Below are 15016 nucleotides of genomic sequence, written 5' to 3' on the forward strand. Positions count from 1 at the left end.
AATTGCATCGCCTGCGATGCATTTTTTCGCCTTGGCGTCGAAATGGGGGCAAAACTTGCTCCAAAGGTCTCAAGAACCCTTGATATCTAGGCAAAGTAGTGATCGCGCATCGGAAAACTTTCGCTTGCCAATTCACCATAAACCAAGCACTCTTAACGAGTTCGGGCAATTTTGCGAGCATGGGAAGACCTATAAACAGATGCGCGCCGGAGACGCTATAACAACTTCGGGCAGTACACTTGGCGGTCGCAGCAATGACCTTGAAGTTAACTGCGGTAACAGGGCCCCTTTCCTCACCATTCGACAAATGCCTGTCGCACACCCGCTCGCGGGTAAATTTGCAATGCTGCCCGCAGGACAAATGGGCAGAGAGAAAAGGACCTGACGCATGGCCGAGACTGGCACTGTAAAATTCTTCAACACCGACAAGGGCTTCGGCTTTATCAAGCCCGACAACGGTGGCGCGGACATCTTCGTACACATTTCCGCCGTACAGGCTTCCGGCCTGAGCGGATTGTCAGAAAATCAGAAGGTAAGCTTCGACACGGAACCTGATCGCCGTGGCAAAGGCCCCAAGGCCGTAAACCTGCAGATCGCTGGCTGAACCGCTTCACGCTGTCTGTACTTGCATTACGGCCCGGCATCACTGCCGGGTTTTTTCGTTCAGGTCGCGTTCAGGCACACATCGATAATGTGTGACCATACTCCTGAGGGAGACAGCCATTCAAGGCAGTGAGGAACGCAAGCCATGATGAAATTCGCTCAATATGCTCTGCTCTCGGCAATCCTTGCCATGGCACCTTTTGCGACTGCGACCAGCGCTGCGGCAGGAGACCGCTATTATCATCAGCACCGCAGCGATGCAGACGCCCTCGCCCTTGGCGTGATTGGGCTGGCGACCGGCGTGATCGTCGGTTCCGCGCTTGCGAGCCAGCCGCGCAGCACCGGTCGCGTTTACATCGACCCGCCACCGTCGGTCTATGACGATGAAGTCTATTATGCCTATGATGACTTCCCGCCCCCGCCGCGCAGCCATCGCCGTACCCACAATGTCAGAAGCTACAGTGTCGAGCCTTGGACAGGCGCCTGGTATGACTACTGCTCGCAGCGTTACCGGAGTTTCAACCCGCGCACGGGCACTTTCATCGGCTTCGACGGGCGCACCCACTTCTGCACCGTCCGCTAAGCAGATCATCTGCAGGGTAACGATACACACGAAAATGCGCCCTTATCGGGCGCATTTCAGTTTGTGAAAAGAGCCTGAGAACTCGGATCAAAGCCCCTGGATGAAAGGATTGGACCGCCTCTCATCCCCGATACGACCGCCGGGACCATGGCCGCAGATGAAGCCGACATCATCGCCCAACGGCAAGACCTTGTCGCGGATCGAGTTCAGCAGCGTCTGATGATCGCCGCCGGGCAAATCGGTGCGCCCCACCGAGCCATTGAAGAGCACATCGCCCAGATGCGCAAACTTCTGCTTGCGATTGAAATAGATCACATGGCCTGGAGCATGACCTGGGCAGTGAAACACCTCGAATTCGTGCTCACCAAACGACACACAGGCACCGTCGTCGAGCCATTCGTCAGGCACGACACTCCTGAGCCCACTGATACCGTAGCTTTGGGCCTGGGTTTCGATCCGTTGCAGAAGCGGCAGATCATCCTTGTGAGGTCCAATGACGGTAAGGCCTGTCCGCTCTTTTAATTCGGCCGCCCCGCCAGCATGATCCAGATGACCATGGGTCAGCCAGATCGCCTTCAGCGTGATCTGATTTTCGAAGACAGTCTGCAGGATTACGTCGACATCACCGCCGGGATCGATAATAACCCCTTCCCGCGTCTCACCGTCGAACAGTATCGTGCAGTTCTGTTGAAACGGTGTGACGGGAATGATCCCTGCCTGCATCTCGCCCATGACTATGCCTCCTTCGCCGCAACTGTTGAAGGCCGCATAGCATGAGGAGGCTATAAACCCAAATCCTCAGGCCACAAGGCCTGCAAACAATGCCGCGACTAACGATTGAGCCCGTAGACCTGGAGACCCACCGGATCCGGCATGGCCGCAACATTGGCAATCAACATGCCGGCAACAACGATCTTTGACAGAAAAACAAGAACAAGCACCGGTCGCATTGGCTGTTCTGCTATGGGGTTGGCCCGAATTCTGCGCTCCGTCATGGCACGCTCCTTTTGGATTGTACTTCCTTTACCAGCCTTGGCTGAAGCCGGGCTGAATTTCTGAACAAAGAGTTAATGGCGGGAATGAGATGAAGTTTCAAAAAATGCCAAACCTGTGTGATCCAACGAATTTTGTTGGTGTTTTTCCACACTTCCGCTTAGTTTGCCGCGAAAGCAGGCCTAGGTCGGCCATCGTGAAAACGTGGGCATAAATGATCGCACAAGCGGCCAAAGCCGCTTTTGCAACCCAAGTCCGATGAAGCAAGCGCAGTCGAAGGCCATTGCGTTGGCGCCATCGGCAAGAAAGGAACAGAGCGTGGCACGACAGTCTGTCACCAGGACTGCCAGGAAAACCCTTCCCGAACTGCCCGTAGTTGATGACAAGACCATCGACTTCGAGACCATCGAAAGGCTGTTCTTCGCCTATCGGGACTTCGTCTCGGACCCGGATGCAATTCTTGAAAAGCTTGGTTATGGTCGCGCTCACCACCGCGTGCTCCACTTCGTCAACCGACGACCCGGCATGACAGTCGCCGATCTTCTTGGCATCTTGCGTATAACCAAGCAAAGTCTCGCCCGCGTCCTGAAGGAACTGATCGATACGGGCTATATCCGTCAGATGGCAGGTCCTGCAGACCGTAGGCAAAGACGGCTCTACACCACGCTGGCAGGTCGTGAACTGGCGCTTGCCCTGTCAGAGCCGCAATCACGCCGGATCGCGGCTGCCATGGCTGAATTTTCTGCAGAAGAGAGGGAAGCCGTGCGCCGCTTTCTGGAAGGCATGACCGGAAGCCAGCCGGCCATGCCTTTGGACGCAAAGGACGAGGAGACCTGAGGTGGCCAAGATGACGCCCCTGCCCGATGATGATGCAGCCCATCTCCTGATCGTTGATGATGACACACGTATCCGCGATCTCCTGCACCGTTTTCTCACCGAAAAAGGCTTTCGAGTGACCGTTGCCGCCGATGCAGCCGAAGCCCGTCGCAAGCTCGAAGGACTGAGCTTCGACCTGATGGTCCTCGATGTGATGATGCCGGGCGAATCTGGCCTTTCCCTTACAGCAAGCCTTGCTGAGAAGAAGCGTGTGCCGGTCATCTTGCTCACCGCCCGCTCAGAAGCCGATTCCCGCATCGCAGGCCTCGAAGCCGGGGCTGATGATTATCTGGCCAAACCCTTCGACCCGCGCGAACTCGTCCTGCGGATCAACAATATCCTCAAGCGCAACATGAACCCTGACGCGCCGAAGATCGAGCAGGTCATGTTCGGGCCCTACACCTTTTCTGTTTTGCGCAAGGAACTGCGCAAGGGAGCAGAGGTCATTCGGTTGACCGATCGGGAGCAGGAAATCATGCTCTTGCTTGCCTCGCGGGCGGGGGAAACCATTCCCAGGCATGAACTGGTCGGTGGAGATGCCGATGTCGGAGAGCGCACGATCGACGTGCAGATCAACCGCCTGCGCCGAAAGATTGAAGACGATCCCGCAAATCCGTCATGGCTCCAGACGGTTCGTGGCATCGGTTATCGCTTGAGCATGGACTGAGCTGCCCTGCCCCTTGGAGGGCCTGCGAAAGGCAAGGAAAGATGACGCTGTTTGACAGCATTCGCAGGGATCAGGACAAAGGTCCGGTGACCGGGCTGCGTGCCTTCAACCGCTGGCTTCGTCACCGCATGCCGACGGGCCTCTACGCGCGCTCGATCCTGATCATCGTTTTGCCGATGCTGATCCTCCAGACGGTACTTGCTTTTGTCTTCATGGAGCGTCACTGGCAACTTGTAACCCAGCGCCTTTCCGAAGCGGTGACACGCGATATTGCCGCTGTCATTTCCCTGATCGATGCCGATCCGGACCCTCAGGGCCTGGAGCGCATCATCCGCATCGCCGACACCACACTCAATCTGACGATCTCCCTGGAAGCGGGAAGCGAGCTTCCGCCCCCACGTCCCCGCCCCTTCTTTTCGATCCTTGATCAGATCCTGAGCGACCAGATCGCCCGACAGATCAACAGGCCCTTCTGGATCGACACCGTTGGCAATTCACGCCTGGTCGAGATCCGTATCGTCATTGACCAGGGAATTCTGCGGATCTTCACCCACCGCAACCAGACCTACGCATCCAACACCCATATCTTCCTTGTCTGGATGGTCGGTACATCGCTGGTTCTGATCGTCATTTCGCTGCTCTTCCTCAGGGGCCAGATCCGGCCGATCCTCTCTCTTGCGGAAGCGGCAGAGAGTTTCGGCAAAGGGCAGCGCCCACCAGAAAACTTCACACCGCGCGGGGCAGATGAAGTGCGCCGCGCCGGCCTCGCCTTCATCCTCATGCGCGAGCGTATCGAACGGCAGATGGAACAGCGTACCGCCATGCTCAGCGGTGTCAGCCACGACCTGCGCACCATCCTGACCCGTTTCAAACTGCAGCTCGCCCTTGCCGGAGACAATCCGGACCTCGACAGCATGAATCAGGATGTCGAAGACATGCAGACCATGCTGGAGGGCTATCTGGATTTTGCAAAAGGCGAATCCGAAGAGGATTTCGGCACACTCCAGTTGTCGGAGCTCTTTGAAAAGCTGAAGCTGGACTTCGACCTGCATGGCAAGACCATGCGTTATACCATTGATGGCGATGACGAAATTCGTGTTCGCCCAAACGCCTTCACGCGCCTAGTCTTTAACCTTGCATCAAACAGCCGCCGTTACGCGAAGACGCTGGATGTCGAGGTACGCCATACGCCCAAATGGCTTGTCGTCATTTTTGACGATGATGGGCCCGGCATTCCGCCAGCTTCAAGAGAGGATGTTTTCAAGCCCTTCTTCCGGCTGGACGAAGCCCGCAACCTGGACGCATCCGGCACCGGTCTGGGCCTGGCGATTGCCCGGGACATCGCCCGCAGCCACGGCGGCAACGTAACGCTGGAAGACAGCCCGAAAGGCGGACTGCGCGCTGTGGTCAGAGTTCCCGTCTAGAGATCTGCCTGCATGAGATAAAAGCCGTGCGGCTTCGTCCTGGCAAACAGGCAGCAGCCGCAGCGAGCGGCCTACATGAGCTTGCGCCCGTTCGGAACACCTTGCTCGACTGCAGCCAGAACAATAGCGCCATTGGCATCTTCGAAGCCGAGCGTGAGAACCTCGGACCGGAACGGTCCGATCTGCCTTGGCGGAAAATTCACAACGCCCAGCACCTGACGACCAACAAGGGTTTCGGGCGTGTAATGCACGGTGATCTGGGCAGAGGATTTCTTCACGCCGATTTCAGGGCCAAAATCGATCTTCAGTTTGAAGGCAGGCTTGCGCGCTTCCGGAAAAGCCTCGACTTCGACAACCGTACCGACGCGAATATCGACCTTCTCAAAATCAGCGAAAGTGATCTCGTACGCCTCGTTCGCAGCACTCATCTTGCCAGTTCCTCGGCGCGCTTGCGTGCCGCTTCGATCGCCGCATCAAACATCGGCTGCATGGCATCCTCTGCCATCAACACAGATAACGCCGCCGCCGTGGTACCGCCAGGCGACGTTACATTCTGGCGAAGCCGTGAGGCGTCGTCGGGGGACTGGTGCAGCAATTCACCAGCCCCCGCGACTGTTTCTCGTGCGAGCCGCATGGCAAGGTCCGCCGGGAGGCCGGCCTTGCGACCCGCCTCTGCCATGCACTCCACGAGATAGAAAACATAGGCCGGGCCACTGCCCGAAAGCGCTGTGACGGCATTGATCGCGGCCTCATTATCGACCCACTCGACCGGGCCGGATACCTTGAGCAACCTGTGCACTATATCGCGCTGAGCATCGGCAACGGCTGCATTCGCGAATGCTCCAGTCACACCACGCCCAATCATGGCGGGTGTATTCGGCATCGCGCGCACCATTGCCGCCGGACCCAAATGCTGTTCCATGGAGGCTATGGTTTTCCCCGCAGCCACCGAGACGACGACCGTACGCGCGCCCACGAGACCGGCAAGCCCCGGCATAACGGCATCCATGACTTGCGGCTTGACGGCAAGGAAAAGAATATCCGCAACGAACCCCTCAGGCGCTGCCGTCACATGACGCGCGCCCGCCTCAGCGAGCTGTTGCTTCATCGCATCGGAGGGAGCCGGATCTATAACCGTGACGGCAGACCCCGGCACACCATTCTTGAGCCAGCCAGCGAGCATGGCACCGCCCATATTCCCGGCACCCACAAGCACGATCCGACCGAAGTCTGCATGCACCATGCTCAGGCTTCTCCAACCGTCTCGAACAACACGGCATCCATGGCGCTTTTGGCGTCCATGCCCGACCAGACGACAAACTGGAATGCCTGATAGTAAGCCTCACAGGCTTCAACCGCGCTGGAAAGGAGAACCTCGACCTGGCGGTTTGTCGGCTCGGCACCGCCTGCCAACAGAAGCGATTGCCGGAAGATCACGATGTCCTCGTTACGCCAGAGATCGAAGTGTCCCATGAGCACCTGGCCATTGACGAAAGACAGGAGTTTCAGAACTTCATTGATCCGCGCATCGGGAATTTTCAGATCGAAGGCCGAAGCCAGGTGCAGCGCCTCGAATTCTTCCATCCAGGAAAAGGAGACATGATAGTCGGCCCAGCGACCTTCGACCGTCATTGCGATCTCGTCTTCTCCAGAACGCTCGAAAGACCAGTCATTGGTCGCAGCAACAAACTCGATCATATCGACCGGATTGGACTGACGCTCGACTTCCAATTCCATAAGGCTCATGCATCACCTTCTTGCCGGAATAAATGCGAACACTCGGTCGAAAAACGCACCGAATAACTCAGACACCTGAACCGGAAACACTACGGGGAATGATTCCCTATGGACCCCAGGATATGAAACGCACCCTGTCCGAAACTTACGAAGGCCCGTTTCGAATCATCATTTAAAATCAGTGTATAATCGCCACTCCCAAGCGCCACCCCTTAAGTGAGGTCAGTCACGATTGGACTGTGGAAAGCCTGTCCAGCGGACATGTCTGAAGACCCCATAAGCGACTCTGCCGATTGGCTTTTTCGAAGCTATCCACAAGCCCGATTTTTTTCTGCCAAAAGACGAAAAGCGGGACGTCCGACAGGCAAAAAAGAAGAGCCCGCAACCTTCAGGTCGCGGGCTCTGTGCAAAACATGATTGAAACCAGGAATCAGTCGGCGGAGCTGTCAGTTTTCCGGCTTGCTTTTGGCTTTGCGGCAAGCTGGGCCTCGAGCGCCTCGATCCGCTTCATTAGCGCATCATTTTCATCCCGCGCCTTGATCGCCATTTCCCGAACAGCTTCGAACTCTTCGCGCTTCACCACATCCATGCTGTTGAGCCAGCGCTCGGCATGGGCATTGAAGGCGGCTTCCATTTCCCGGCGCACACCTTGGGCCGCTCCGGCGGCATCCGTCATAAGCTTGGCGAAATCGTCCATTATTCGGTTCGGCCCGGTCGACATGGCTCAGCTCCTCGCATGGGTTTTTGGTGATCTCTCAGATACGACAGATGAGGTAGGACTTCATCTGGACGCTTGCAAGAACAATTCAATGAAGAAGGTAGTTGACGGTGTCGCATGCAAACCAGATTCCATCTTGACCCTTAAAGTTCACAGCGCCATTTTCGCGCTGTACCAAAGAAAGTAAGCAATTGTCGCCAGTTCTGGAACTCTTCTCCGTCGTGACCTTCCCCGCGATCGATCCGGTCGCCTTTTCATTGGGGCCGCTGGCGGTCCATTGGTACGGGCTGGCCTATGTCGCCGGCATCCTGTTGGGCTGGATGATTGCACGCAACCTGGTTCGCAAGCCTGAGCTTTGGCCCGGTGGTCAGGCACCAATGACCATCCAGCATCTTGACGATTTCATTCTTTGGGTCTCGATCGGTATCGTGGCAGGTGGTCGGATCGGCTACATCCTGTTTTATGACTTTGCCGCTATCCTCGACAATCCGTTGCGCATCTTCGAAATCTGGAATGGCGGCATGTCCTTCCATGGCGGCTTTATCGGTGCGACGCTGGCCATGGTCTATTTCTGCCGCAAGCACGAAATCCGCCTCTGGTCCATGTTCGATCTGGTCGCATGTGTCGCGCCGCTGGGGATCTTCTTTGGCCGTATTGCGAACTTCATCAATGGTGAATTATGGGGTCGCCCGACCGACGTGCCCTGGGCCATGGCATTTCCGACAGGTGGACCATTTCCCCGTCACCCGAGCCAGCTTTATGAAGCCGTACTGGAGGGTCTGGTTCTTTTCCTGCTGCTTCAGCTCATCGTCAGAGCCTTTGGCGGCTTGAAACGACCCGGCCTCGTCACGGGAACCTTCGTCGCAGGCTACGCGCTGTCACGCATCTTCGTCGAGTTTTTCCGGGAGCCTGATGTGCAGATCGGCTATCTGCTCGGAGGCTGGCTGACCATGGGCATGGTCTTGTCATTGCCGATGCTGGCAGTGGGTGTCTGGATTCTGACATGGGCGCGATCCTCGCGACCGGCTCAGACTAACCGTGCTGATTGAGGAAGGCGTCCATGGCGACACCACTGGCCGAAAAGATCAAGGCACTTATTGCGACAAACGGCCCAATCAGCGTGAGCGATTATTTTGCGCTCTGCCTCGCGGATCCCGAGCACGGCTATTACAAGACCCGCCATCCGTTTGGACGTGCTGGCGATTTTGTGACGGCACCCGAGATCAGCCAGCTCTTTGGCGAAATGGTGGGCATCTTTCTCGTCATGGCCTGGAAAAGCCATGGCGAACCGGACAATGCGAGGATTGTCGAGATCGGCCCCGGTCGCGGCACCATGATGGCCGACATCTTGCGGGTCATCGAACGGACGGCACCCGTGCTCTATGATACGGCAACCGTCCATCTGGTCGAGACGAGCGGCCTTTTGAAGCTCACCCAGCGGGAAACGCTGCAGCGCCACGAAAACAAGGTCCACTGGCACGACAGCTTCGATGAGGTGCCGGAAGGCTTCACGCTGATCGCAGCCAACGAGCTCTTTGACGCCATCCCCATCCGCCAGTTCATCAAGACGCAGGCGGGCTTTATCGAACGAATGGTGGGACTGGATGAGGCCGGTGAGCTGACCTTCACCACGGGCATCGCCATGCTGGATGCCAGCGCCCTGCCCTCCCACGCCAAGGCGCAACCCGACGGCTCCATCTTCGAATTTGCGCCAGCAAGGCAAGCCGTAATGATGGCGATCTGCGAACGCCTCACCGCGACGAACGGTACAGCCCTGATCATCGACTATGGCCATATGGTCACCGGCTTTGGCGATACGCTGCAGGCGGTCCGGGCCCATGATTATGATCCACCGCTTGCCCATCCTGGATTTGCTGATCTGACGAGCCATGTCGATTTTGAGCACCTTGCCCGCACGGCACTCGCGACCGGCGCACATCTGAACGGCTGCATGCGGCAGGGAGATTTCCTCGTTGGCCTCGGCATCGAGGAACGCGCAGCCAACCTCGGTCGCGGCAAGGACGAAAAGACACAGCACGACATCGTGGAGGCCGTTCACCGTCTTGCCGGTGCAGGCAGCGGTCATATGGGGGAGTTGTTCAAGGTTCTTGCTGTTTCAAGCCCCGCTGTTCATGTTCCGCCGTTCAAGGCACCCGGCTGAGAGGCACAGACGCCATCGAAGACCGATTGATCTGCGGAGTGCAGGACCGGACCGGATCTACCGCGCTGGCCTTGCCTTTCGTTTTCCCGACACAATGTTCGGGCACGGGTCCAGGCAGACCCGCAATGACAGGAGACACTGAATGCGTGATACGAGGCCACCTCATCCTCTGACCAGCGCCCTCCTGAACAAAGGCAGCGATCGCGGCATCAGGCACGGTTTCTTCACGCGCCAGGGCGGCGTGTCGACGGGTATCTACGAGGGCCTTAATGTCGGTGTCGGCTCCAGCGATCAGCCGGAACACATCCAGGAGAATCGCGCCCGCGTCAGTGGCTGGTTCGGCCTGCCAGCGGCCCATCTGGCCACGGTCCATCAGGTCCATTCGCCAGATGTCGTCGTGATCGATCGCCCTCCGAGCGGCGAACGTCCCAAGGCAGATGCCCTTGTGACGAAGGAACCAGACGTCATCCTGGGCGTTCTGACAGCCGATTGTGGTCCGATCCTCTTCGCGGACCCCGAAAACCGAGTGATCGGGGCAGCCCATGCGGGCTGGAAGGGCGCGCTTTACGGCGTCCTTGAAAACACGATTGCCGCCATGGAAAGGCTCGGAGGTCAACGCGAAACGATGCATGCAGTGCTTGGCCCTTCGATCAGCCGCGACAGCTATGAAGTCGGCCCGGAATTCGTCGAACGCTTTCTCACAACAGACGCTAGCTATGAGCGCTTCTTCTCGCCCTCGATCAGGGAAGGTCACGCCATGTTTGATCTTCAGGCGCTGACGCTTCACCGCCTTGAGCAGGCCGGGATCAGGGCGGATCATCTTGGTATCTGCACCTACGCCGATCCCCGCAGCTTCTATTCCTATCGCCGCACCACACATGCCGGTGAACCGGATTACGGTCGGCAGATCTCGGCAATCGCGATCATGGAGCGTTGATATGAGCCTGCATTTCCATCCGGACGAGTTCAAAAGCCGACTTTCCAGGCTCACGGAGAAACTGGCCGAGCAGAAGCTGGATGCGATCCTGCTCTTTGCCCAGGAAAGCATGTACTGGCTGACCGGCTATGACACCTTCGGCTACTGCTTTTTCCAGACACTCGTCGTGAAAGCCGACGGCACGATGACGCTTTTGACACGCGCGCCGGATCTGCGTCAGGCAAAGCTGACTTCTACGATCGAAGACATTGTCATCTGGGTTGACCGCGTCAACGCCGATCCGACGGTGGATCTCCGTAATTTGCTGAACGATCTCGACCTTCTCGGCAGCCGCGTCGGGGTCGAATACGACACCCATGGAATGACCGGTAAGGCCGCCCGCCTTATCGACGATCAATTGACAAATTTTTGCGAGCTCGTGGACGCATCGGATCTTGTAAGCGACCTGCGCCTCGTCAAGAGTCCGGCCGAAATTACCCATGTCCGCCGCGCTGCCAACCTTGCCGACGATTCACTGGATGCGGCTCTGCCGCTCATGGGCCCGGGAGCCGATGAGGCAGCAATCCTTGCTGCGATGCAATCAGCGGTTCTGGCCGGCGGCGGTGATTATCCCGCCAATGCCTTCATCATCGGTTCGGGTCCTGATGCCATGCTTTGCCGCTACAAGGCAGGCCGCCGCACGCTGTCGGACCAGGATCAACTGACGTTACAATGGGCGGGCGTCTCCGCCCACTACCATGCCGCCATGATGCGCACCGTGATGATTGGGGAGAGCACCCCGCGCCATCGGGAACTCTACACCGCCTGCAACGACGCCCTGACCGCAGTTCAAAAGGTTCTGAAACCCGGCAGCACCTTTGGCGATGTATTCGATACCCATGCAAAGGCCTTAGATGATCGAGGTCTGACACGCTATCGCTTCAATGCCTGCGGCTGCTCTCTCGGAGCACGCTTCGCGCCCTCCTGGATGGAACGCCAGATGTTCCATGCCGGCAACATGCAGCCGATCTTGCCGAACATGACCCTCTTCGTGCATATGATCGTCATGGATCACGACCGCGAAACAGCCATGACGCTCGGCCAGACCTACCTGACAACGGAGACCGCTCCGCAATCCCTTTCACGCCACCCGCTTGATCTGATCACCCGTTAGCCAATTGAAAACCAGTTCAGGGCAAGGTCTGACAGGCAGTATTCAGGGAATTGACAGCATCCAACTGCTATTGGGATAAGCAAGACACGCACCAGCAAGGGATTGTCGATCCATGCAACATCCTCTGCGTTTGGCCACGCTCATGCTCCTGTTGGGACATCTGGCGTCCTGTAACAGCACCGAAGTGCTCACACCCCAGGTTGATGTCGGTAATGGTAGCCAGACCAACCTCGCAATGAGTGCAGCGGGTACGATGCCTGCACCGACGGGAACCGTGCAGTCAGCGCCGCTTTCGAGCCCACAACAGGCATTTGCCCCCCAAAACACACTCGAGGCACAGGCTGCGGCGCTTCAGCAAGGGGTAGCCAACCCCTCGGCATCCCTGCCGCTCGACAGTTACCCGGCGGCCCCACAATCAGCCAGCGCATCCTGGCAGCAACCGATGCCCCAAAGCACTGCGCAGGCAGCCCAGCCACAATCGGCGGCACAAGCCGAGACAAGCTTGCAGGCCCCCCAGCAAAGCGCAGCACTAACCCCGGCACCTGCCACAACGGCGACAGGGTCTATCCGTTTCCTCCCAATCATCGGAGCCCCCGTACAGGCAGTTACTCCGCTGTCCAGACAATTGGGTTCGGAGGCGCGGGCACGCGGCCTTACCATCAAGAGCGCCAGTGATCCTTCGAGCGAGCACATCCTCAAGGGGTATTTCTCCGCCTTTGGCGACGGCGGCAAGGTCAATGTCGTTTACGTCTGGGACATCCTTGACGCCAATGGTGGTCGCTTGCACCGGCTGCAGGGGCAGGAATCCTTCCCCTCCAACGCGCAGGACCCCTGGGCAGCCGTACCGGCATCCGTCATGCAGCAGATTGCGGCGCGCTCCATCAATGACTATGTCAACTGGCGCAATGCCCGACCAGGTTGATACCTTGGCAACAGGAATCTCGGAAAAAGCTCTGCATTCTCTCCAAACCACTTGCATTCAGGGGCAAGGGCGCTAAAAAGCGCCCATCTCAGCATGGACAGGCGGGCCAAGATGAAGGTTTTCGCAGGCAATTCGAACCGGCAACTGGCCGAAGCGATCTGCAACTATCTCAATGTACCTCTCGGAAAGGCAAGCGTCCGGCGGTTCGCCGACCAGGAGATTTTCGTGGAAATCCATGAAAATGTCCGAGGTGAAGACGTATTCGTCGTCCAATCGACTGCTTTCCCGGCCAATGACCACCTGATGGAACTGCTGATCATGATCGACGCTTTCCGTCGTTCTTCAGCGCGCCGCATCACCGCAGTCCTTCCCTATTTCGGCTATGCCCGCCAGGATCGCAAACCCGGTCCGCGCACGCCGATCTCGGCCAAGCTGGTGGCGAACCTGATTACCGAGGCAGGCGCCGACCGAGTTCTGACACTGGACCTGCATGCAGGACAGATCCAGGGCTTCTTCGACATTCCGACCGATAATCTCTATGCGATCCCCCTTCTCGCCCGCGACGTGAAGGAACGCTACGACTTGAACAATGTCATGGTCGTTTCACCGGACGTCGGCGGCGTGGTTCGCGCCCGCTCTCTGGCCAAGCGCCTCGACTGTCAATTGGCCATCGTTGACAAGCGTCGCGAACGCGCTGGCGAATCCGAGGTTATGAACGTCATCGGTGAAGTGGCCGGCAAGGACTGCATCCTGATCGATGACATTGTCGATTCCGGTGGCACGCTCTGCAACGCGGCAGAGGCCCTTCTGAAAAATGGCGCAACAAGCGTGACCGCCTATATCACCCACGGCGTTCTGTCCGGTGGTGCGGTGACACGAGTATCGTCGTCCAAGCTGCGCGAACTGGTGATCACTGACTCCATCCAGCCAACCACGGCTGTGCAGTCTGCCCCCAATATTCGTGTGGTCACGACGGCCAACCTGCTGGGGGAAGCAATCAACCGCACGAGCGCCGAGGAATCCGTTTCCAGCCTGTTCGACTAAGCCAAGCGTTTCGAGCGCACGGATGGCGATCCTTTGGGGGTATGGTACTTGCGCCGCACCCTTTTTTTTCGTGTGTCTACCTTTCCGGAAACTTGGCGCCGATCGTCGGACCATGACCAAAGGACGCCAAATCAGGATCACGCGCCGTTAGCAGATCCGTAGCTTTCATTTTGTAGATATGCAGATGTAGAGCTGGGGGCGAAGACGCGAGAAACATCCTCTCGTCTTCGCACCGGCCCGCCCCCGTCTTCGACAACCCCGTTCATAAAAATCATCAGTGTCATGCCACTGAATTTCGATCAGCTGATCCATCACCCCGGCCTGCGGGACGCATTGTGCGAGCAGGCGCGCACGTTCATCGAGGTATACGAGCGCTCGCCCCGCTTGGCATCGGTTTTTGCCACCCAGCAGCGCTGGCTGATGGGCCATTTGGCCATGGCACTCTATTTTCGCTCAGCGGCGTCCGGCACAAAAGAGCCAGTAATTGTGATGGCGCGTTTCCTTGAACAGGTCCGACAACATCAGATCGCCAGCGTCAACACGGCAGACTCCTTCGTGAAGGAGATGCTCGTTTATGGAGTCGGAACGCTTGCAACATCCCATGACAGGCGAAACCGGCCCATCATCCCCTCTCCGCAGACGCTGGAAGGCATAGAATTCTGGCTGACAACCTATCTGAGAACCCTGGATCGCCTTGATGGCGGTGATCGGGTCGGTCGATTCGAAGCCAACAGCCAGATTATCAATCTTCTGCATCCCGACATCGTGGAGAGCTTTGTGAAGGAGGACATCATTCGCGACCCGCCCCAGACCTTCACGCTGTTCACATGGCTGAACAATGGCGGCATCGTTCTTGACTGGCTGATGGCGGGCGTAGAACCCTTACAGGATGATGGCACTCGCTTTCTGACCCAGCTCCGCTCGGTCCCCGAACTCGCCGAAACCTTCCGCCTGTCCCGAACCCATCTCGTCAGAAAACTGCGCGAGGCAGAAACGCTGGGCAGCCTTGGCTGGGAAGGGACCCGAGGGCGGTCAAGGATGTGGATTTCGAGCGCCTTCTGGCAGGAATATGCGACCGCACAAATCGGAAAACTCCGCGTCGTCGAACAGGTCTGCGCAAAACACGGCCTAAGTCACACTACCCCATTTTTCACAGGACCCAATTTAACGGATATGTAAGCTATTTCCCATCAGACTC

Annotated in this window: 18 protein-coding genes; 12 read left to right on the top strand and 6 right to left on the bottom strand. The window is 57.7% G+C overall.

Annotation, left to right across the window (positions count from 1 at the left end):
- Nucleotides 1-388: 388 nt before the first annotated feature.
- Nucleotides 389-604: a cold-shock protein gene (locus FE840_RS16080; RefSeq protein ID WP_003494703.1), complete on the top strand. Its 216-nt coding sequence runs from the start codon at nt 389-391 to the stop codon at nt 602-604.
- Between the two features lie 144 nt (nt 605-748).
- Nucleotides 749-1186 (top strand): BA14K family protein, encoded by a 438-nt coding sequence (locus FE840_RS16085; protein WP_138286536.1) that lies wholly within the window; start codon nt 749-751, stop codon nt 1184-1186.
- Nucleotides 1187-1273: 87 nt separating this feature from the next.
- On the opposite strand, the gene FE840_RS16090 is transcribed toward FE840_RS16085, so the two are convergent.
- Nucleotides 1274-1918: an MBL fold metallo-hydrolase gene (locus tag FE840_RS16090; protein ID WP_138286538.1), complete on the bottom strand. Its 645-nt coding sequence runs from the start codon at nt 1916-1918 to the stop codon at nt 1274-1276.
- 98 nt (nt 1919-2016) lie between these two features.
- Nucleotides 2017-2181, bottom strand: coding sequence for a hypothetical protein (locus FE840_RS16095; protein WP_171033674.1), 165 nt, complete (start codon nt 2179-2181; stop codon nt 2017-2019).
- 316 nt (nt 2182-2497) lie between these two features.
- Here FE840_RS16095 and FE840_RS16100 point away from each other — a divergent pair, with 316 nt between their 5' ends.
- The 3 genes from FE840_RS16100 to FE840_RS16110 are packed head-to-tail and all read left to right on the top strand — an operon-like array spanning nt 2498 to nt 5146.
- Nucleotides 2498-3016 carry a MarR family winged helix-turn-helix transcriptional regulator gene (locus FE840_RS16100; protein ID WP_246318793.1) on the top strand — a complete coding sequence of 173 codons (519 nt, stop codon included), beginning with the start codon at nt 2498-2500 and terminating at the stop codon, nt 3014-3016.
- Nucleotides 3017-3026: 10 nt separating this feature from the next.
- Nucleotides 3027-3722: a response regulator gene (locus FE840_RS16105; protein ID WP_138286756.1), complete on the top strand. Its 696-nt coding sequence runs from the start codon at nt 3027-3029 to the stop codon at nt 3720-3722.
- A gap of 41 nt (nt 3723-3763) precedes the next feature.
- Nucleotides 3764-5146, top strand: coding sequence for an ATP-binding protein (locus FE840_RS16110; RefSeq protein ID WP_138286543.1), 1383 nt, complete (start codon nt 3764-3766; stop codon nt 5144-5146).
- A 71-nt stretch (nt 5147-5217) separates the two neighbouring features.
- Here FE840_RS16110 and FE840_RS16115 read toward each other — a convergent pair whose 3' ends face one another.
- The 4 genes from FE840_RS16115 to FE840_RS16130 form a co-directional block, all read right to left on the bottom strand.
- A complete protein-coding gene (locus FE840_RS16115) occupies nt 5218-5574 on the bottom strand; it encodes a tRNA-binding protein (RefSeq protein WP_138286544.1) in 357 nt (118 codons plus the stop codon).
- Nucleotides 5571-6389 (bottom strand): pyrroline-5-carboxylate reductase, encoded by an 819-nt coding sequence (gene proC / locus FE840_RS16120; protein WP_138286547.1) that lies wholly within the window; start codon nt 6387-6389, stop codon nt 5571-5573. Before proC ends, FE840_RS16115 begins: the two co-directional genes overlap by 4 nt.
- 2 nt (nt 6390-6391) lie before the next feature.
- Nucleotides 6392-6892, bottom strand: a complete 501-nt coding sequence (locus FE840_RS16125) for a type III secretion system chaperone family protein (RefSeq protein ID WP_138286549.1) — start codon at nt 6890-6892, stop codon at nt 6392-6394.
- A gap of 421 nt (nt 6893-7313) precedes the next feature.
- Nucleotides 7314-7604, bottom strand: a complete 291-nt coding sequence (locus FE840_RS16130; RefSeq protein WP_138286552.1) for an accessory factor UbiK family protein — start codon at nt 7602-7604, stop codon at nt 7314-7316.
- A gap of 188 nt (nt 7605-7792) precedes the next feature.
- Between FE840_RS16130 and lgt the strand changes: the two genes are divergently transcribed.
- The 7 genes from lgt (at nt 7793) to FE840_RS16165 (ending at nt 14997) form a co-directional block, all read left to right on the top strand.
- Nucleotides 7793-8650 carry a prolipoprotein diacylglyceryl transferase gene (lgt, locus tag FE840_RS16135; protein WP_138286553.1) on the top strand — a complete coding sequence of 286 codons (858 nt, stop codon included), beginning with the start codon at nt 7793-7795 and terminating at the stop codon, nt 8648-8650.
- 11 nt (nt 8651-8661) lie between these two features.
- The gene (locus FE840_RS16140) at nt 8662-9762 is read left to right on the top strand and encodes a class I SAM-dependent methyltransferase (protein ID WP_138286555.1); all 1101 of its coding nucleotides are present in this window, start codon (nt 8662-8664) and stop codon (nt 9760-9762) included.
- A gap of 142 nt (nt 9763-9904) precedes the next feature.
- Nucleotides 9905-10699, top strand: a complete 795-nt coding sequence (pgeF, locus tag FE840_RS16145; RefSeq protein ID WP_138286556.1) for a peptidoglycan editing factor PgeF — start codon at nt 9905-9907, stop codon at nt 10697-10699.
- Between the two features lies 1 nt (nt 10700).
- Complete coding sequence (locus FE840_RS16150; RefSeq protein ID WP_138286558.1) at nt 10701-11852, top strand: M24 family metallopeptidase; 1152 nt, start codon at nt 10701-10703, stop codon at nt 11850-11852.
- Nucleotides 11853-11964: 112 nt separating this feature from the next.
- Nucleotides 11965-12774 carry a hypothetical protein gene (locus FE840_RS16155; protein ID WP_138286559.1) on the top strand — a complete coding sequence of 270 codons (810 nt, stop codon included), beginning with the start codon at nt 11965-11967 and terminating at the stop codon, nt 12772-12774.
- 111 nt (nt 12775-12885) lie between these two features.
- Nucleotides 12886-13818, top strand: a complete 933-nt coding sequence (locus FE840_RS16160; protein ID WP_138286561.1) for a ribose-phosphate pyrophosphokinase — start codon at nt 12886-12888, stop codon at nt 13816-13818.
- A gap of 282 nt (nt 13819-14100) precedes the next feature.
- Nucleotides 14101-14997, top strand: coding sequence for a hypothetical protein (locus FE840_RS16165; RefSeq protein ID WP_179028209.1), 897 nt, complete (start codon nt 14101-14103; stop codon nt 14995-14997).
- Nucleotides 14998-15016 lie beyond the last annotated feature (19 nt).

Origin of the sequence: Peteryoungia desertarenae, assembly GCF_005860795.2 — a bacterium.
Classification (GTDB): Bacteria; Pseudomonadota; Alphaproteobacteria; order Rhizobiales; family Rhizobiaceae; genus Allorhizobium; species Allorhizobium desertarenae.